This window comes from Serratia sp. OLAL2, from assembly GCF_002752475.1.
GTDB classification, from domain to species: Bacteria; Pseudomonadota; Gammaproteobacteria; order Enterobacterales; family Enterobacteriaceae; genus Serratia; species Serratia bockelmannii.
Genome location: NZ_MSTL01000016.1, coordinates 443251 through 459809, shown reverse-complemented (window position 1 = coordinate 459809; position 16559 = coordinate 443251). Strand labels below are relative to the sequence as shown.

17 protein-coding genes and 2 tRNA genes are annotated in these 16559 nt (G+C 57.5%); 14 read left to right on the top strand and 5 right to left on the bottom strand.

From position 1 onward, the window contains the following. Window positions 1–22: 22 nt before the first annotated feature. Window positions 23–994 (bottom strand): octaprenyl diphosphate synthase, encoded by a 972-nt coding sequence (ispB, locus tag BVU99_RS11010; protein ID WP_099817056.1) that lies wholly within the window; start codon window positions 992–994, stop codon window positions 23–25. Between the two features lie 270 nt (window positions 995–1264). Here ispB and rplU point away from each other — a divergent pair, with 270 nt between their 5' ends. From rplU to cgtA, 4 genes are all read left to right on the top strand, one after another. Continuing rightward, window positions 1265–1576 carry a 50S ribosomal protein L21 gene (gene rplU / locus BVU99_RS11005; protein ID WP_004933561.1) on the top strand — a complete coding sequence of 104 codons (312 nt, stop codon included), beginning with the start codon at window positions 1265–1267 and terminating at the stop codon, window positions 1574–1576. Between the two features lie 17 nt (window positions 1577–1593). Next, window positions 1594–1851 carry a 50S ribosomal protein L27 gene (gene rpmA, locus BVU99_RS11000; RefSeq protein WP_004933559.1) on the top strand — a complete coding sequence of 86 codons (258 nt, stop codon included), beginning with the start codon at window positions 1594–1596 and terminating at the stop codon, window positions 1849–1851. 105 nt (window positions 1852–1956) lie between these two features. Next, the gene (locus tag BVU99_RS10995) at window positions 1957–2928 is read left to right on the top strand and encodes a DMT family transporter (protein WP_043139276.1); all 972 of its coding nucleotides are present in this window, start codon (window positions 1957–1959) and stop codon (window positions 2926–2928) included. Between the two features lie 16 nt (window positions 2929–2944). Beyond that, window positions 2945–4117: an Obg family GTPase CgtA gene (gene cgtA / locus BVU99_RS10990; RefSeq protein WP_025305047.1), complete on the top strand. Its 1173-nt coding sequence runs from the start codon at window positions 2945–2947 to the stop codon at window positions 4115–4117. Between the two features lie 36 nt (window positions 4118–4153). Here cgtA and pmrB read toward each other — a convergent pair whose 3' ends face one another. The 3 genes from pmrB to dacB are packed head-to-tail and all read right to left on the bottom strand — an operon-like array spanning window position 4154 to window position 7316. Beyond that, on the bottom strand, window positions 4154–5215 hold the full coding sequence (pmrB, locus tag BVU99_RS10985) for a two-component system sensor histidine kinase PmrB (RefSeq protein WP_025305048.1): 1062 nt from the start codon (window positions 5213–5215) through the stop codon (window positions 4154–4156). Continuing rightward, entirely contained in the window at window positions 5212–5874 is a 663-nt protein-coding gene (gene pmrA, locus BVU99_RS10980; RefSeq protein ID WP_019453348.1) for a two-component system response regulator PmrA, read from the bottom strand. The genes pmrB and pmrA overlap by 4 nt, the downstream gene beginning before the upstream one ends. Before the next feature lie 8 nt (window positions 5875–5882). Continuing rightward, window positions 5883–7316, bottom strand: coding sequence for a serine-type D-Ala-D-Ala carboxypeptidase (dacB, locus tag BVU99_RS10975; RefSeq protein ID WP_025305050.1), 1434 nt, complete (start codon window positions 7314–7316; stop codon window positions 5883–5885). A gap of 256 nt (window positions 7317–7572) precedes the next feature. Here dacB and greA point away from each other — a divergent pair, with 256 nt between their 5' ends. Further along, on the top strand, window positions 7573–8049 hold the full coding sequence (gene greA / locus BVU99_RS10970) for a transcription elongation factor GreA (protein ID WP_025305051.1): 477 nt from the start codon (window positions 7573–7575) through the stop codon (window positions 8047–8049). A gap of 112 nt (window positions 8050–8161) precedes the next feature. Here the strand turns inward: greA and yhbY are convergent, their stop codons facing one another. Further along, window positions 8162–8455 carry a ribosome assembly RNA-binding protein YhbY gene (gene yhbY, locus BVU99_RS10965; protein ID WP_004933536.1) on the bottom strand — a complete coding sequence of 98 codons (294 nt, stop codon included), beginning with the start codon at window positions 8453–8455 and terminating at the stop codon, window positions 8162–8164. A gap of 143 nt (window positions 8456–8598) precedes the next feature. On the opposite strand from yhbY, the gene rlmE reads away from it, so the two are divergent. From rlmE to nusA, 9 genes are all read left to right on the top strand, one after another. Next, window positions 8599–9228 (top strand): 23S rRNA (uridine(2552)-2'-O)-methyltransferase RlmE, encoded by a 630-nt coding sequence (gene rlmE, locus BVU99_RS10960; protein ID WP_004933533.1) that lies wholly within the window; start codon window positions 8599–8601, stop codon window positions 9226–9228. 56 nt (window positions 9229–9284) lie between these two features. Beyond that, on the top strand, window positions 9285–11216 hold the full coding sequence (ftsH, locus tag BVU99_RS10955; protein WP_004933529.1) for an ATP-dependent zinc metalloprotease FtsH: 1932 nt from the start codon (window positions 9285–9287) through the stop codon (window positions 11214–11216). 92 nt (window positions 11217–11308) lie between these two features. Next, window positions 11309–12145 carry a dihydropteroate synthase gene (gene folP, locus BVU99_RS10950; RefSeq protein ID WP_025305052.1) on the top strand — a complete coding sequence of 279 codons (837 nt, stop codon included), beginning with the start codon at window positions 11309–11311 and terminating at the stop codon, window positions 12143–12145. A 4-nt stretch (window positions 12146–12149) separates the two neighbouring features. After that, the gene (gene glmM, locus BVU99_RS10945) at window positions 12150–13487 is read left to right on the top strand and encodes a phosphoglucosamine mutase (protein ID WP_025305053.1); all 1338 of its coding nucleotides are present in this window, start codon (window positions 12150–12152) and stop codon (window positions 13485–13487) included. Window positions 13488–13707: 220 nt separating this feature from the next. Continuing rightward, window positions 13708–14043 (top strand): preprotein translocase subunit SecG, encoded by a 336-nt coding sequence (gene secG, locus BVU99_RS10940; protein WP_004933519.1) that lies wholly within the window; start codon window positions 13708–13710, stop codon window positions 14041–14043. Between the two features lie 69 nt (window positions 14044–14112). Next, window positions 14113–14199, top strand: a tRNA-Leu gene (locus BVU99_RS10935). 60 nt (window positions 14200–14259) lie between these two features. Continuing rightward, window positions 14260–14336: transfer RNA gene (locus tag BVU99_RS10930), tRNA-Met, on the top strand. Between the two features lie 217 nt (window positions 14337–14553). Continuing rightward, window positions 14554–15006 carry a ribosome maturation factor RimP gene (gene rimP, locus BVU99_RS10925; protein ID WP_004933515.1) on the top strand — a complete coding sequence of 151 codons (453 nt, stop codon included), beginning with the start codon at window positions 14554–14556 and terminating at the stop codon, window positions 15004–15006. A 21-nt stretch (window positions 15007–15027) separates the two neighbouring features. Beyond that, the gene (nusA, locus tag BVU99_RS10920) at window positions 15028–16536 is read left to right on the top strand and encodes a transcription termination factor NusA (protein WP_043139262.1); all 1509 of its coding nucleotides are present in this window, start codon (window positions 15028–15030) and stop codon (window positions 16534–16536) included. Window positions 16537–16559 lie beyond the last annotated feature (23 nt).

Sequence of the window (16559 nt, the reverse complement as noted above, 5' to 3'; positions counted from 1 at the left end):
TGTATTGCGAAACCACGATTTCTTAAAAATCGCGTTGCACCGCTAAATGGGCCAGGCCTTCCAGCGCCGTGCGGTGCTCCGATGCCGGCAACACCTGCAGCGCGGCGATCGCCTTGTCGGCCTCTTGCTCGGCGCGTTGGCGGGTGTATTCCAGCGAACCGCATTGCTGCATCGCCTGCAGTACCGGCTCCAACAAATGACGGCCGTTGCCTTGCTCAATTGCGCCACGGATCATGTCACGCTGGGCGTCGTCGCCGTTGTGCATCGCGTGCAGCAGCGGCAGGGTCGGCTTCCCTTCGTTCAGATCGTCGCCGGTGTTTTTGCCCAGGGTGCTGCCGTCGGCGCTGTAGTCGAGCAGATCGTCGATCAGCTGGAAAGCGGTGCCGAGGTAGCGGCCATAATCTTGCAGCGCCTTCTCTTGTTCGGCGCTGGCGCCGGACAGGATCGCCGACGATTGCGCCGCCGCCTCAAACAGACGGGCGGTTTTGCTGTAGATCACCCGCATATAGCTTTCTTCGCTGATGTCGGGATCGTGCACATTCATCAACTGCAGCACTTCGCCTTCGGCGATGACGTTGACCGCCTCCGACATCAGCGCCAGCACGCGCAGGGATTCCAGGCTGGTCATCATCTGGAAGGCGCGGGTATAGATAAAGTCGCCGACCAGCACGCTGGCGGCGTTGCCGAACGCCGCGTTGGCGGTGGCTTTGCCGCGGCGCATGTCCGATTCGTCGACGACGTCGTCATGCAGCAGCGTGGCGGTATGAATGAATTCGATCAGGGCGGCGACGGTGACGTGCTTGTTGCCTTCATAGCCCAACGCCCGCGCCGCCAGGACGGCGATCATCGGCCGGATGCGCTTACCGCCACCGCTGATAATGTAATAGCCAAGCTGATTGATGAGCGTGACATCGGAATTCAGCTGTTCGAGAATTGTTGCGTTCACGGCCGCCATATCTTGCGCGGTTAACTCGGTAATTTGCTCTAGGTTCATTGTGTTTTTTTCAGCTGTGTTTCTCTTCACCGCGTTGAGATCGCTGCTCACATCGGTACATGGCGGTAACTGTCCCTATGATTGTACTTGAAAAACGGTTCAGATAAACGCCACGAAAGAAACTGCGCTTTTTTTCTTCTTTTTTCTTGTTCTGGTCTTATTCTGCTCTTGTCATACGCTGCTTTTTTGCGTAGAATTCGCGCCCTATTGTGAATATTTATAGCGCGCTCTGAACTAACACAGTCGGGCACGCGGAAAGCGGAGTTTTATATGTACGCGGTTTTCCAAAGTGGTGGTAAACAACACCGAGTAAGCGAAGGTCAGACCGTTCGCTTGGAAAAGCTGGACATCGCAACTGGTGAAGCGGTTGAGTTTGACCAGATTCTGATGATCGCTAATGGCGAAGATATCAAAATCGGCGTTCCTTTCGTCGATGGCGGCAAGATCAAAGCTGAAGTTGTTGCTCACGGTCGTGGCGAGAAAATTAAAATTGTTAAGTTTCGTCGTCGTAAACACCACCGTAAGCAGCAGGGCCACCGTCAGTGGTTCACTGACGTTAAAATCACCGGCATCAGCGCTTAAGTTAGGAGAGCGGATTAATGGCACACAAAAAGGCTGGCGGCTCGACTCGTAACGGTCGCGATTCAGAAGCTAAACGTCTGGGCGTAAAACGCTTTGGCGGCGAAGCAGTACTGGCAGGCAGCATCATCGTTCGTCAGCGCGGCACCAAATTCCACGCTGGTACCAACGTGGGTTGCGGCAAAGACCACACTCTGTTTGCTTTGAAAGACGGTAAAGTCAAATTCGAAGTTAAAGGCCCGAGCAATCGTAAATTCATCAGCATCGAAGCTGAATAATTTTTCGAGCCTTACGAAATAGATGTAAGCCCCGCAATTCGTTGCGGGGCTTTTTACATTTATGGGTTGCCTGAGGGCAGGCCCGTCAGCGTTGGCGAAGGTGATATGGATACGAAGCAGCAGGTCGGCGTTGGCATTTCTCTGGCGTTAACCACGGCGGTTTGCTGGGGCGCGTTGCCGATCGCGATGAAAGAAGTGTTGGTCGTGATGGAGCCGTTTACCGTTGTCTGGTATCGCTTTACCATGGCCGCCATCGGTTTGGGCGTGATCCTCGCGGTACGCGGCAAGCTGCCGCGGCTGACGATGTTCCGCCAGCCGCGTTGGCTGCTGCTGTTGGCGATCGCGACGGCGGGGCTGCTAGGCAACTTTGTGTTCTTCAGCTCCTCGCTGCAATACCTGAGCCCGACGGCGTCGCAGGTGATTGGCCAGCTGTCGCCGGTGGGCATGATGTTCGCCAGCGTGCTGATTTTAAAAGAACGTATGCGCATCACCCAGGTTATTGGCGCCCTGATGCTGATTTGCGGACTGATGCTGTTTTTCAACGTCAGTTTGATAGAGATCTTCACCCGGCTGACGGACTACACGCTGGGCGTTATGCTGGGCGTGTGCGCGGCGATGGTTTGGGTGAGCTACGGCGTGGCGCAGAAGGTGTTGCTGCGCCGACTGGCTTCGCCGCAGATCCTGGTTATGTTGTACACTTTATGTGCGATAGCGTTGTTCCCTCTGGCCAAACCCGAGGTGATTTTCCAGCTGAGCGGCTGGCAATTGGCGTGTCTGCTATTTTGCGGCGCCAACACGCTGATCGGTTACGGCGCGTTGGCGGAAGCGATGGCGCGCTGGCAGGCGGCGCAGGTGAGCGCGTTGGTGACGCTGACCCCGCTGTTTACCCTGCTGTTTTCAGATTTATTGGCGCTGGCCTGGCCCCAGGCATTCGCTGCGCCGACGCTGAACATCGTCGGCTATGTGGGTGCGTTTGTGGTTGTGGCGGGCGCCATGTTTTCCGCAATTGGTCACCGGTGGTGGCCGCGACGGGCAGAACCCCCCCTGGTTGCTCCTTTGAAGCAGCCCGGTGAATGATTTACGGAGACGGTAAATGAAGTTTGTAGATGAAGCAGCGATTCTGGTCGTTGCAGGCGACGGCGGCAACGGGTGCGTCAGCTTCCGCCGCGAAAAATATATCCCGAACGGTGGGCCTGACGGCGGTGACGGCGGTGACGGCGGCGACGTTTACCTGCTGGCGGATGAGAACCTCAACACCCTGATCGACTACCGCTTTGAGAAGTCTTTCCGCGCCGAGCGCGGCCAGAATGGCCAGAGCCGCGACTGTACTGGCAAACGCGGTAAAGACGTCATCATCAAGGTGCCGGTCGGCACGCGCGTGAAGGATCAGGGCACCGGCGAGATCCTCGGCGACATGACGCGTCACGAGCAGAAGCTGATGGTCGCCAAAGGCGGCTGGCACGGTCTGGGCAACACCCGTTTCAAATCTTCGGTCAACCGCGCGCCGCGTCAGAAGACGCTGGGTACCGCGGGCGAAGCGCGTGACCTGTTGCTGGAGCTGTTGCTGCTGGCCGATGTGGGCATGCTGGGGCTGCCGAACGCCGGTAAATCGACCTTCATCCGCGCGGTGTCTGCTGCCAAACCTAAGGTGGCCGATTATCCGTTCACCACGCTGGTACCGAGCCTGGGCGTGGTGCGTATGGACCACGAGCAGAGCTTTGTGGTTGCCGACATTCCGGGGTTGATCGAGGGGGCCTCCGAAGGGGCGGGCCTGGGTATTCGCTTCCTGAAACACCTGGAGCGTTGCCGCGTGCTGCTGCACCTGGTGGACATCGCGCCGATCGACGAAACCGATCCGGTGGAAAACGCCAAAGTGATCATCAACGAGTTGAACCAATACAGCGAAAATCTGGCGCAGAAGCCGCGGTGGCTGGTGTTCAACAAAATTGATGTGATTGGTGAGGAAGAAGCCGCCGAACGCGCCAAAGCGATTGTGGAAGGCATGGGTTGGGAAGGGAAGTACTACATGATCTCCGCCGCCAACCGCGAAGGCGTCAACGCGCTGTGCTGGGACGTGATGAACTTCATCAACACTCAGCCGAAAGCGATGGCGATTGAAGAAAGCGCGCCGGAAAAAGTCGAATTCATGTGGGATGACTACCACCGCGAGCAAATCGCGGAGGTGGAAGCCGAAGCGGAAGATGACTGGGATGACGACTGGGACGAAGACGACGACGAAGGCGTCGAAATCATTTACCAGAAGTAATTCGGTGATAAAGGGCTCAGCAACACTGGGCCCTTGTTATTTGAGCGCCTTTTCCGGCAACCAGCACTGGGCGTTCAGGCCGCGCGCATCGCGGCGGTTTTCCAGCGTCAATCGCCCCTGGTGCAGTTGCGCGATGCGGATCACGATATTCAGGCCCAGTCCGCTGCCGCCGTAGCGTTGATCCATGCGGCGAAACGCCTGCGTCAGCTCCCCAACCATCTCTTCCTTGATACCCGGGCCATCGTCGATGACCTGCAGCAGATAGCCGCTGTCTTGCGGCGTTAATCGCACCTGTATCGCGCCGCCTTCCGGGCCGTAACGGTGGGCATTTTCGACCAGGTTGCGCAGCAGCAACCGCAGCAGCACCGGATCGCCGTTCACCGCGGCGACGGCCGGCAATTGCCAATCCAGCGTCTGCCCGCGTTGGGCGGTCATTTCGTCGAGTTCTTCGCGCAGCGGTTGGATCACATCGGCCACCCAATCGAAATGCTGATAATGGCCGCTGGCGAAGTCTTGCCCGGCGCGCGACAGCATCAGCAACTGCTCGACGGTGTGCATCAGTTGATCGATGCGGGCGATCAGCGCCTGGCTGCCCTTGACGCCCTGTTTTTCCATCAGTTCCAGGTGCAGGCGGATGCCGGCCAGCGGCGTGCGCAGCTCGTGGGCGGCGTCGGCAGTGAACAGGCGTTCCTGTTGAATGGTGTTATCCAGCCGTGAGAACAGCTGATTGAGTGCATTGGTGACCGCTACCATTTCCTGGCTGTCGCTGGTGATTGGCAGCGGCGTCAGGTTATCGGCAGAGCGCTTTTCCAGCCGCTGCTGCAATTGGTTTAGCGGGCGGATGATCCAGCTGATGGCCCAAAACGACGCCAGCAGCGTGACGACCATCATGATCAGCGAAGGCGCCAGCAGCGACGCGATGGCCTCGGCGATCTCGGTATCGACGCGCTCGGTACGCACTTTGGCGGACAGGGTTTCATCCACCAGGAAACTGATCTGCTCCTGGCTTTCGTGCCACAGCCAGAAGGCGCTGATGAGTTGTGTGACCAGCAGGATCAGCGCCAGCATCAGCAGCAGGCGGCGGCGCATGCTGATCATGACGAGGGTTCCAGGCGATAGCCGATGCCGCGCACGGTGCGGATGCGATCCTTGCCCAGTTTGCGGCGCAGGTTGTGGATGTGCACTTCCAGCGTGTTGGAACCCAGGTCGTCCTGCCAGGTGTAGAGATCCTGCTGCAGGAGTTCACGATTGACCGTCTGCCCGGCACGCATAATCAGGCGCGCCAGAATGGCAAACTCTTTCGGCGTAACCTCCACCGGCTGTTGCTGCAGGTAGACCTGCTGGCTGGAGAGGTTCAACTGCAGGTCATCCACCTGCATCAGATTGTCGCTGTGGCCCTGGTAGCGCCGCAGAAGGGCCCGCACGCGCGCCTGCAGCTCAACCAGCGCGAAGGGTTTGACCAGGTAGTCATCGGCGCCGGCATCCAGCCCGTCGACGCGATCTTCCAGGGCATCACGGGCGGTCAGGATCAGCACCGGCAGATCGATCTGCTGGCGGCGCCACTGCCGCAGCAGTGCGGCGCCGTCCATGTCCGGCAGACCGAGATCCAGGATCACCATGCTGTATTGGCTGGTGATGAGTAGGCTGTTGGCCTCCGCCGCCGTGGCGGCGCAGTCGCAGACGTAACCTTCGCCGGTCAGCGCCAGTGCCAGCCCCTGTTGCAACAGTTCATCATCCTCAACGACCAGCAGCTTCATGACGATCCTCAGTTGTTTTGGTAAATGTCCCGATACAGGCGGCTTTCGAAGCGCACCAGCGGCGCGCGGCGCTGTTTCTGATCTTCTGGCGGCACGGCGTAGCCGGAGAGATACTGCACGAAGGCCATGCGCTGGCCGCTGGCGGTCGTGATGAAGCCCGCCAGGTTGTAGACGCCCTGCAGTGCACCGGTCTTGGCCGACACCTTGCCGTCGACGCCGGCTTCGTGCAGGCCGCCGCGGTAGCGCAGGGTGCCATCATAGCCGGACAGCGGCAGCATCGAGATGAAGTTCAGCTCGTTGTCGTGCTGAGCGATGTACTGCAGCGCCTGCATCATAGTCGCCGGCGCCAGCAGGTTGTGGCGCGACAGGCCGGAACCGTCGGCGATAATGGTATTGCCCAGATCGATGCCGGCCTTCTGGCGCAGCACCTGCCGCACGGCATCGGAGCCCGCTCGCCAGGTACCCGGTACGCCGAAGCGCTCGTGGCCGATGGTGCGGAAGACGGTATCGGCGATCATGTTGTCCGATTTCTTCAGCATGATCTTCAACAGATCGTGCAGCGGCGCCGACTGAGTTTGCGCGATCACCGTGCCGGTGATGCCGGGACGCGTCTGGCGTTTCAAGTGCCCGTCGATCTGGATACCGGCCTGGGTCAGTTCGTCTTTCAGGATTGCGCCCGCATAGCTGGCGCCGTCCTGGATGGCGAAGGCCAGCGGCAGCGGTTCGCTGCGTTGCGTCAGGCAGCCGGTCAGGGTAAAGCGGTTCAGTTCGCCCGGCACCACGTCCAGCTCGCAGTACTGCGCGTCTGCTGAGCCGCGCGCCAGGGTGCGCACCTGGCTAAACATATTGACTGGATAATAGGAGGCGACGCGGATAAACGCCATGTCGCCCGGATTCGGCGCGCTGTACAGCGAGACCGAGAAACAATTGCGATCGACGATGGCGGCGGCCGGCGGCGCACTGAAGCACTGCGTCAGATCGTTCCACGGCCAGCCGGGCGCCTTGTCATGGCTGGCGAAGACCGAGGTATCGACCAGCACGTCGCCGCTGATTTGGCGCACGCCCTGTTTCTTCAGGACGGCCACCATATTGCGCAGGCTCTGGCGCTTGAAGGTCGGATCGCCGCTGAAGCGGGCGATCAGGTTGCCGCGCAGCACGCCATCGCGGATATCGCCCTGGCTCTCCAGCGTGGTGGTGAAACGGTAATCGGGCCCGAGTTGCAGCAAGGCCGCCAGCGCGGTCAGCACTTTTTGGGTACTGGCCGGCAGCGCCATCTGCTGAGAGTGATAATCGATCGTCGGCGCGCCGGCACCGATTTTCTGAACGACCAGGGCAAGGTTGGCCCCATCAGGCAGATATTGTGTGTACTCTTCAACCGGGGCCGCATTCGCATTCAGAACAAATGCGCAAGCCAATGCACTGACAATTCGTGAAAAACGCATAATCTCGGGATAACAGCTGGATAACGTGCCGTCATACTACGGTGCAATCAGGGAAAAAGTAAACGATGACCCTCAAGGAACTCTAGGCTAAAATGCGTATCAAAATGCAAAACCAATCTTGGCTTGGGCCTCGTTCCGAGTCAGGTTTCTTTTGTTTGTCGCCTGGAGGCGGGTGGCGGTATGCCAACCGTGTTTTCATACGAATACGTCAGGATGACGGTTATTTGAACAGGAAAGATTTAGAGGTATTTATACGATGAACCAAATTCCGATGACCTTGTTTGGCGCTGAAAAACTGCGCGAAGAGCTCGAATATCTGAAAAGCGTGCGCCGCCCGAAAATCATTGCGGATATCGCTGACGCCCGTGAGCACGGCGATTTGAAAGAGAATGCCGAGTACCATGCCGCCCGTGAACAGCAGGGTTTCTGCGAAGGCCGCATTCAGGAAATCGAAGCCAAGCTGTCCAATGCTCAGGTGATCGATATCACCAAGATGCCGAACACCGGCCGGGTGATCTTCGGTGCCACCGTATCGGTGATGAATCTGGACAGTGAAGAAGAAGTGACTTACCGCATCGTTGGCGACGATGAGGCCGATTTCAAGAAAAATCTGATTTCGGTAAACTCGCCGATGGCGCGCGGCCTGATCGGCAAAGAGCAAGACGACGTGGTGGTGATCAAAACCCCCGGCGGCGACGTGGAATACGAGATCCTGAAGGTCGAGTATCTCTGATCGAGGCCGTTGGTCATTAATGCGCCAACGTTTTGTAAAGATAGGAAAAAGGCCGCAAGCGGCCTTTTATCTTCGTCAGGCGCATGGCACCTTTTCGTTAACCTGATGGTTATTAACGCGGTAGACTGATCTTGCGCTCTTTCGACGGGCGGTAAAGAATAAGCGTACTGCCGATAACTTGCACATTGCAGGCGCCCGTTTCACGCACGATAGCGTCGGCGATCAGGGTTTTGGTTTCGCGATCTTCAGCGGCGATTTTTACCTTGATCAGCTCATGATGCTCCAGAGCCTGTTCAATTTCAGCCAGCACCCCTTCGGTAAGACCGTTATTGCCCAGCATTACCACCGGTTTTAACGGATGCGCCAGGCCTTTCAGGTGCTGTTTTTGTTTATTATTCAGATTCATTGTCTTTTTTGCTTAAGTTGGGATTGAAAACGGTACATTCTACCGCCATCTCATGTATATCACCAAATCGGTCTTCACCGGTGTGAGTCTACGTGAGCAGCGACCCTGACATAAGACTCTTTTTATGATAGTTGGAAAACGAGATGGCTAATAAAAAGCGTTCGGCTAGCTCCAGTCGCTGGTTACAAGAACACTTTAGCGATAAATATGTGCAGCAGGCGCAGAAAAAGGGACTGCGTTCCCGTGCCTGGTTTAAACTTGATGAAATACAGCAGAGCGACAAACTGTTCAAACCGGGAATGACCGTGGTTGATCTGGGCGCCGCACCGGGCGGCTGGTCGCAGTATGTGGTCACCCAAATCGGCGGTACCGGGCGCATCATCGCCTGTGATATTTTGCCAATGGATCCTATCGTTGGCGTCGATTTCCTTCAGGGCGATTTTCGTGATGAACTGGTGCTGAAGGCGCTGTTGGAACGAGTAGGCGAGAGTAAGGTTCAGGTGGTCATGTCCGATATGGCCCCGAATATGAGTGGCACCCCGGCGGTCGATATTCCAAGGTCGATGTATCTGGTGGAGTTGGCGCTGGATATGTGTCGTGATGTCCTCGCACCAGGCGGAAGTTTCCTGGTGAAGGTGTTCCAGGGAGATGGCTTTGACGAGTACCTACGGGAAATTCGCTCCCTGTTTACGAAGGTTAAGATTCGTAAGCCAGACGCTTCCCGCGCCCGTTCGCGCGAAGTGTACATTGTAGCGACAGGGCGCAAACTGTAGTACCCTAACGCTGTTTGTTAACACAGTTGTAAGATGAGGTTAATCCCTTGAGTGACATGGCGAAAAACCTAATTCTCTGGTTAGTCATCGCGGTAGTGTTGATGTCTGTATTCCAGAGCTTTGGGCCCAGCGAGTCGAATGGCCGTAGGGTGGATTACTCTACCTTCATGTCCGAACTGACCCAGGACCAGGTTCGCGAAGCGCGAATCAACGGACGTGAAATTAACGTTACCAAGAAAGACAGTAACAAATACACGACCTACATCCCTGTCAACGATCCTAAGTTGCTGGATACGTTGTTAACGAAGAATGTGAAAGTTGTCGGCGAGCCGCCTGAAGAGCCGAGCCTGCTGGCTTCTATCTTTATCTCTTGGTTCCCGATGCTGTTGCTGATCGGGGTCTGGATCTTCTTTATGCGGCAAATGCAGGGCGGCGGCGGCAAGGGCGCGATGTCCTTCGGCAAGAGCAAGGCCCGCATGCTGACGGAAGACCAGATCAAGACCACTTTCGCCGATGTCGCCGGTTGTGACGAAGCGAAAGAAGAGGTGAGCGAACTGGTGGAATACCTGCGCGAACCGAGCCGTTTCCAGAAGCTGGGCGGCAAGATCCCGAAAGGCGTGCTGATGGTTGGCCCGCCGGGGACCGGTAAAACGCTGTTGGCGAAAGCGATCGCCGGCGAAGCGAAGGTACCGTTCTTCACCATTTCCGGTTCCGACTTCGTCGAAATGTTCGTCGGCGTGGGTGCATCCCGCGTGCGCGACATGTTCGAACAAGCGAAGAAAGCCGCGCCGTGCATCATCTTCATCGATGAAATCGACGCCGTCGGTCGTCAGCGTGGCGCCGGCCTGGGTGGCGGTCACGATGAGCGTGAGCAGACCCTGAACCAGATGCTGGTTGAGATGGACGGTTTCGAAGGCAACGAGGGCATCATCGTCATCGCGGCGACCAACCGTCCAGACGTGCTTGACCCTGCGCTGCTGCGCCCGGGCCGTTTCGACCGTCAGGTCGTGGTCGGGCTGCCGGATGTGCGTGGCCGTGAGCAGATCCTGAAGGTGCACATGCGCCGCGTGCCGTTGGCTGCCGACATCGACGCCTCCGTCATTGCGCGCGGTACGCCGGGCTTCTCCGGTGCCGACCTGGCCAACCTGGTCAACGAAGCGGCGCTGTTCGCCGCCCGCGGCAACAAGCGCGTGGTGTCGATGGTGGAGTTCGAAAAAGCCAAAGACAAGATCATGATGGGTGCGGAACGTCGCTCCATGGTGATGACCGAAGCGCAGAAAGAGTCGACCGCGTATCACGAAGCGGGCCACGCCATCATTGGCCGCCTGGTTCCTGAACACGATCCGGTACACAAGGTCACCATCATTCCTCGTGGTCGGGCGCTCGGTGTGACCTTCTTCCTGCCGGAAGGGGATGCGATCAGCGCCAGCCGTCAGAAGCTGGAGAGCCAAATCTCCACCCTGTACGGCGGTCGTCTGGCGGAAGAGATCATCTACGGGCCGGAAAAAGTCTCTACCGGTGCGTCGAACGACATTAAAGTGGCGACCTCCATTGCCCGCAACATGGTGACCCAATGGGGCTTCTCCGAGAAGCTGGGGCCGCTGCTGTATGCGGAAGAAGAGGGTGAAGTGTTCCTGGGCCGTTCCGTGGCCAAGGCGAAGCACATGTCGGATGAAACCGCGCGTATCATCGACCAGGAAGTGAAGTCGCTGATCGAACGTAACTACACGCGTGCTCGTTCGCTGTTGATGGAAAATATGGACATCCTGCATTCGATGAAGGATGCGCTGATGAAGTATGAAACTATCGATGCGCCGCAGATCGACGATCTGATGAACCGCAAAGACGTGCGTCCGCCGGCGGGCTGGGACGATGCGAACAAAGGCAACAGCTCCGACAACGGTGGCACTCCGAAAGCCCCGACGCCGGTAGATGAGCCGCGCACCCCAACGCCGGGCAACACCATGTCCGAACAGCTCGACAAGTAACAGCGGCTGTGTAATAACATCAAACCCCGGTACGCCGGGGTTTTTTTTTGCCCGGCGGGCAGTGAACCAGGCAACAGTAAGGTGGACCAACCATGCAGTTAACCGTGCGCGACATGACGCTCAACCTCTCCTATCCGCAGGTGATGGGTATCCTCAATGTGACGCCGGATTCGTTTTCCGACGGCGGCCGTCACAACACCCTGAACCAGGCGCTGCTCCACGCGCATGCGCTGATTTCGGCCGGTGCCACGATGATCGATATCGGCGGCGAATCGACAAGGCCGGGGGCAGCTGAGGTGAGTGAAGAGGAAGAATTGGAACGGGTCGTGCCGGTGGTGGAAGCGCTGGCGCAGCGCTTCGAAGTCTTCATCTCGGTCGATACCTCGAAAGCGGGCGTGATCCGCGAATCGGCGCATGCAGGCGCACATCTGATTAACGACATTCGTTCGCTGCAGGAGCCGGGTGCCCTGGCGGCGGCGGCGGAAAGCGGTCTGCCGGTCTGTCTGATGCATATGCAAGGGCAGCCGCGCACCATGCAGCAGGCGCCGCATTACGATGACCTGATTACCGATGTTCAGGCGTTTTTCGAGCATCATATTCAGCGCTGTAACGAGGCGGGGATAACAAATCAGAAATTGCTGCTCGACCCAGGCTTCGGTTTCGGTAAAAATTTGGCGCACAACTATCAGCTTCTGGCACGGTTGTCGGAGTTTCATCGTTTCGGTTTGCCGCTATTGGTCGGCATGTCGCGTAAATCGATGATTGGGCAACTGCTGAACGTGCCGCCGGATCAACGGGTTATCGGCAGCGTGGCCTGCGCGGTGATCGCGGCGATGCAGGGTGCGCAGATTGTCAGAGTGCATGACGTTAAAGAAACCGTCGAGGCGATGCGTGTCGTCGAGGCAACACTTTCAGCTAAGGGACAGTAGAGACATGAGCGAGCGCAAATATTTTGGCACCGACGGCATCCGTGGCAAGGTCGGGGACAGCCCCATCACGCCGGACTTCGTGCTGAAGCTGGGCTGGGCGGCCGGTAAAGTGCTGGCGCGTCACGGTTCCCGCAAGATCATCATCGGTAAGGATACGCGCATCTCCGGCTATATGCTGGAGTCCGCTCTGGAAGCCGGTCTGGCGGCCGCTGGATTGTCCGCCTCCTTCACCGGGCCGATGCCCACGCCGGCGGTGGCCTACCTGACGCGTACCTTCCGTGCCGAAGCGGGCATTGTCATTTCCGCTTCGCATAACCCGTTCTATGACAACGGTATCAAGTTCTTCTCAATCGACGGCGCCAAACTGCCGGACAACGTCGAAGAGGCAATTGAAGCCGAGATGGAAAAACCGCTGACCTGCGTGGAGTCTGCCGAGCTGGGTAAAGCCAGCCGTATCATCGACGCCGCCGGCCGTTACATCGAATTCTGCAAAGGTACCTTCCCGAGCGAGCTGAGCCTGAAGGGGCTGAAAATCGTGGTCGACTGCGCCAACGGGGCGACTTACCACATTGCGCCGAGCGTGCTGCGCGAACTGGGCGCCACGGTGATCGCCATCGGTGTTGAGCCGGACGGTATGAATATCAACGAAAAATGCGGTGCTACCGACGTGCGTCAGCTGCAGGAGCGCGTGCTGCAGGAAAAAGCGCACGTTGGCCTGGCGTTTGACGGCGACGGCGACCGCGTGATGATGGTGGATCACCTCGGCAACAAGGTGGATGGCGATCAGATCCTGTACATCATCGCCCGCGAAGGCCTGCGTCAGGGGCAGCTGCGCGGCGGCGCGGTCGGTACCCTGATGAGTAATATGGGGCTGGAGCTGGCGCTGAAACAGCTGGGTATTCCGTTCGCTCGCGCCAAAGTGGGCGACCGTTACGTGCTGGAGAAACTGCAGGAACTGGGCTGGCGCATCGGTGCGGAAAACTCCGGCCATGTGATCCTGCTGGACAAAACCACCACCGGCGACGGCATCGTGGCCGGGCTGCAGGTGCTGACTGCCATGGTGCGCAACCACATGAGCCTGCATGACCTGTGCAGCGGCATGAAGCTGCTGCCGCAGATCCTGGTCAACGTCCGCTTCGCCGGCGAGCATAATCCGCTGGAATCTGAAGCGGTGCGTAAGGTCACCGAGCAGGTGGAAACCGAGTTGGCCGGCCGTGGCCGGGTGCTGCTGCGTAAATCGGGCACCGAGCCGCTGATCCGCGTGATGGTGGAAGGCGAGGACGAGCAGCAGGTGACCGCGCTGGCGCATCGCATCGCCGATGCGGTGAAATCAGCAGGTTAAAACAGACAGTTAGCCATCGGGCTTGGCATCGCTGAGCCCGAATAGATGATTGTTGGCGTTTTTTTCCGCAAACGCGCCGGCGGCAGCAAATTGCCCTTGCGTGGGTTGGCGGCTTTGGTTAGTATTCACACCCGCTTCAGTAGGCAGTTTGTAAAAACGCCTGCTTGATGAGTGTGAAGCATTTGGCATGCGGTGAGGCCGCAAGGATACGGGTACTACTATGTACGAAGCTCTTCTAGTAATTTTCCTGCTGATCTCAATCGGGCTGGTTGCTCTGATTATGCTACAGCAAGGTAAAGGCGCTGATATGGGAGCCTCTTTCGGAGCAGGTGCATCAGGCACATTGTTCGGTTCGAGTGGTTCCGGTAACTTTATGACCCGCATGACTGCTGTGCTGGCGACGCTGTTCTTCGTCATCAGCCTGATTCTGGGCAACCTCAGCAGCAACCAAAGCAAGAAAGGCAGTGAGTGGGAAAACCTGGGTCAGCCAGTGAAAACTGAGCAGACGACCGCGCCGGCAGCACCAGCTAAACCGAGCAGCGACATCCCGCAGTAAGCCGCAAAAAGTTTGTAAACGGTGGTTGTGAACTCGAAGGAACAACGGCCGTTAGCAGTAAGAATCAGTACCGAGGTGGTGGAATTGGTAGACACGCTACCTTGAGGTGGTAGTGCCCTAACGGGCTTGTGGGTTCGAGTCCCATCCTCGGTACCAAATCCCAGAGATAACTTGCAATTTTGCGATTATCGGCGTAGTATTTGCCACGTTTTCGGACGCGGGGTGGAGCAGCCTGGTAGCTCGTCGGGCTCATAACCCGAAGGTCGTCGGTTCAAATCCGGCCCCCGCAACCACTTTCCTTTAAGTGTTTATTTTCAAATACACTTTTCGATTGAAATCCGCTTTTCTCGATCAACATTTGAAAATGACACTTGCTCGAAAGTTGTACCGAGGCCGCCTAGCGGCAAACAGGGTCCAGTTGCATAAAGCCCCGATTTTTCGGGGTTTTTTGTTATTTGGCAACAGAATCACTGGGCTATTTAGCCCTTTTTTTATGTCTTGGGGGTGGGCTTGTCCACATTAGAGCAACAGTTAACAGAGATGCTTTCGGCACCCGTAGAAGCGTTGGGCTTTGAGCTTGTAGGCATCGAATTCATTCGTGCGCGCCAATCGACGCTCCGCATCTATATTGATAGTGATAACGGCATCAATGTTGATGATTGCGCTGATGTCAGCCACCAGGTCAGCGCTGTATTGGACGTCGAAGATCCAATCACGGTCGCTTACAACTTGGAAGTCTCCTCTCCTGGCCTTGATCGCCCGATGTTCACCGCAGAACACTATACGCGTTACCTCGGTGAAGAAGTCAGCCTGGTCCTGCGCATGGCGGTACAGAACCGTCGCAAGTGGCAGGGTATTATCAAGTCTGTCGAAGGCGAGATGATCACGGTTACTGTGGAAGGGAAAGATGAAGTGTTCGCGCTGAGCAACATCCAGAAAGCGAACCTGGTACCCCACTTTTAAAGTTTGGAAGAGGCAACTAGGATGAACAAAGAGATTCTGGCTGTTGTTGAAGCAGTTTCCAATGAAAAATCCCTTCCGCGCGAGAAGATTTTCGAAGCGCTGGAAACTGCATTAGCCACCGCAACCAAGAAAAAATACGAGCAGGAAATCGACGTGCGCGTCAGCATTGACCGTAGAACCGGCGATTTCGACACCTTCCGCCGTTGGGTCGCCGTAGACGAAGTGACTCAGCCGACGCGTGAAATCACGCTGGAAGCCGCTCAGTTTGAAGATCCGAGCATCGAGCTCGGCGGCTACATCGAAGATCAGATCGAATCCGTGACCTTTGACCGTATCACCACCCAAACCGCCAAGCAGGTTATCGTGCAGAAAGTACGTGAAGCCGAGCGTGCGATGGTGGTCGACGCTTTCCGTGAACACGAAGGTGAGATCGTCACCGGCGTGGTGAAGAAAGTGAACCGTGACAGCATCGCGCTGGATCTGGGCAACAACGCCGAAGCGGTGATTGGCCGTGAAGACATGCTGCCGCGCGAAAACTTCCGTCCGGGCGATCGCATTCGCGGCGTACTGTACGCCGTGCGTCCTGAAGCTCGCGGCGCGCAGCTGTTCGTCAGCCGTTCCAGCTCGGAAATGCTGAAAGAACTGTTCCGCATCGAAGTGCCGGAAATCGGTGAAGAAGTGATCGAAATTAAAGCGGCAGCCCGCGATCCAGGCTCTCGCGCGAAAATTGCAGTGAAAACCAACGACAAGCGCATCGACCCGGTCGGCGCCTGCGTAGGTATGCGCGGTGCGCGCGTTCAGGCCGTGTCGAGCGAGCTCGGCGGCGAGCGCATCGACATCATCCTGTGGGATGATAACCCCGCGCAATTCGTCATCAACGCCATGGCGCCGGCCGACGTCGCGTCGATCGTGGTAGACGAAGATAACTGCACCATGGATATCGCCGTTGAAGCCAGCAACCTGGCACAGGCGATCGGCCGTAACGGCCAAAACGTGCGTTTGGCTTCCCAACTGCTGAAACAACACCGCGGCGACGATCGTTGGGAACTGAACGTGATGACGGCGGACGACCTGCAGGCCAAGCACCAGGCCGAGGCTCATGCCGCTATTGATACCTTCACCAAGTATCTTGATATCGACGAAGATTTCGCCACCGTACTGGTTGAAGAAGGCTTCTCCACGCTGGAAGAGCTGGCCTACGTGCCGATCAAAGAGCTGTTGGAAATCGACGGTCTGGATGAAGATACGGTTGAAGCATTGCGCGAACGCGCCAAAGCTGCATTGACCACGCTGGCCCTGGCACAAGAAGAAAGCCTGGGCGACAACAAACCGGCCGACGATTTGCTCAACCTGCCGGGTCTTGAGCGCAGCATGGCCTTTAAACTGGCCGCGCGTGGGGTTTGTACGCTGGAAGATCTTGCCGAGCAGGGTGTTGACGATCTGGCTGATATTGAAGGGCTTAGCGATGAGCAAGCCGGTGAGCTGATCATGGCTGCACGCAATATCTGTTGGTTTGGCGACAACGCGTAATAACTGTAGCAGGAAGGAACAGC

What these genes read in the sequence shown, in the direction of transcription:
- ispB (WP_099817056.1), bottom strand. Translation starts at nt 994, where the DNA reads ATGAACCTAGAGCAAATTACCGAGTTAACCGCGCAAGATATGGCGGCC.
- rplU (WP_004933561.1), top strand. Translation starts at nt 1,265, where the DNA reads ATGTACGCGGTTTTCCAAAGTGGTGGTAAACAACACCGAGTAAGCGAA.
- rpmA (WP_004933559.1), top strand. Translation starts at nt 1,594, where the DNA reads ATGGCACACAAAAAGGCTGGCGGCTCGACTCGTAACGGTCGCGATTCA.
- BVU99_RS10995 (WP_043139276.1), top strand. Translation starts at nt 1,957, where the DNA reads ATGGATACGAAGCAGCAGGTCGGCGTTGGCATTTCTCTGGCGTTAACC.
- cgtA (WP_025305047.1), top strand. Translation starts at nt 2,945, where the DNA reads ATGAAGTTTGTAGATGAAGCAGCGATTCTGGTCGTTGCAGGCGACGGC.
- pmrB (WP_025305048.1), bottom strand. Translation starts at nt 5,215, where the DNA reads ATGATCAGCATGCGCCGCCGCCTGCTGCTGATGCTGGCGCTGATCCTG.
- pmrA (WP_019453348.1), bottom strand. Translation starts at nt 5,874, where the DNA reads ATGAAGCTGCTGGTCGTTGAGGATGATGAACTGTTGCAACAGGGGCTG.
- dacB (WP_025305050.1), bottom strand. Translation starts at nt 7,316, where the DNA reads ATGCGTTTTTCACGAATTGTCAGTGCATTGGCTTGCGCATTTGTTCTG.
- greA (WP_025305051.1), top strand. Translation starts at nt 7,573, where the DNA reads ATGAACCAAATTCCGATGACCTTGTTTGGCGCTGAAAAACTGCGCGAA.
- yhbY (WP_004933536.1), bottom strand. Translation starts at nt 8,455, where the DNA reads ATGAATCTGAATAATAAACAAAAACAGCACCTGAAAGGCCTGGCGCAT.
- rlmE (WP_004933533.1), top strand. Translation starts at nt 8,599, where the DNA reads ATGGCTAATAAAAAGCGTTCGGCTAGCTCCAGTCGCTGGTTACAAGAA.
- ftsH (WP_004933529.1), top strand. Translation starts at nt 9,285, where the DNA reads ATGGCGAAAAACCTAATTCTCTGGTTAGTCATCGCGGTAGTGTTGATG.
- folP (WP_025305052.1), top strand. Translation starts at nt 11,309, where the DNA reads ATGCAGTTAACCGTGCGCGACATGACGCTCAACCTCTCCTATCCGCAG.
- glmM (WP_025305053.1), top strand. Translation starts at nt 12,150, where the DNA reads ATGAGCGAGCGCAAATATTTTGGCACCGACGGCATCCGTGGCAAGGTC.
- secG (WP_004933519.1), top strand. Translation starts at nt 13,708, where the DNA reads ATGTACGAAGCTCTTCTAGTAATTTTCCTGCTGATCTCAATCGGGCTG.
- nusA (WP_043139262.1), top strand. Translation starts at nt 15,028, where the DNA reads ATGAACAAAGAGATTCTGGCTGTTGTTGAAGCAGTTTCCAATGAAAAA.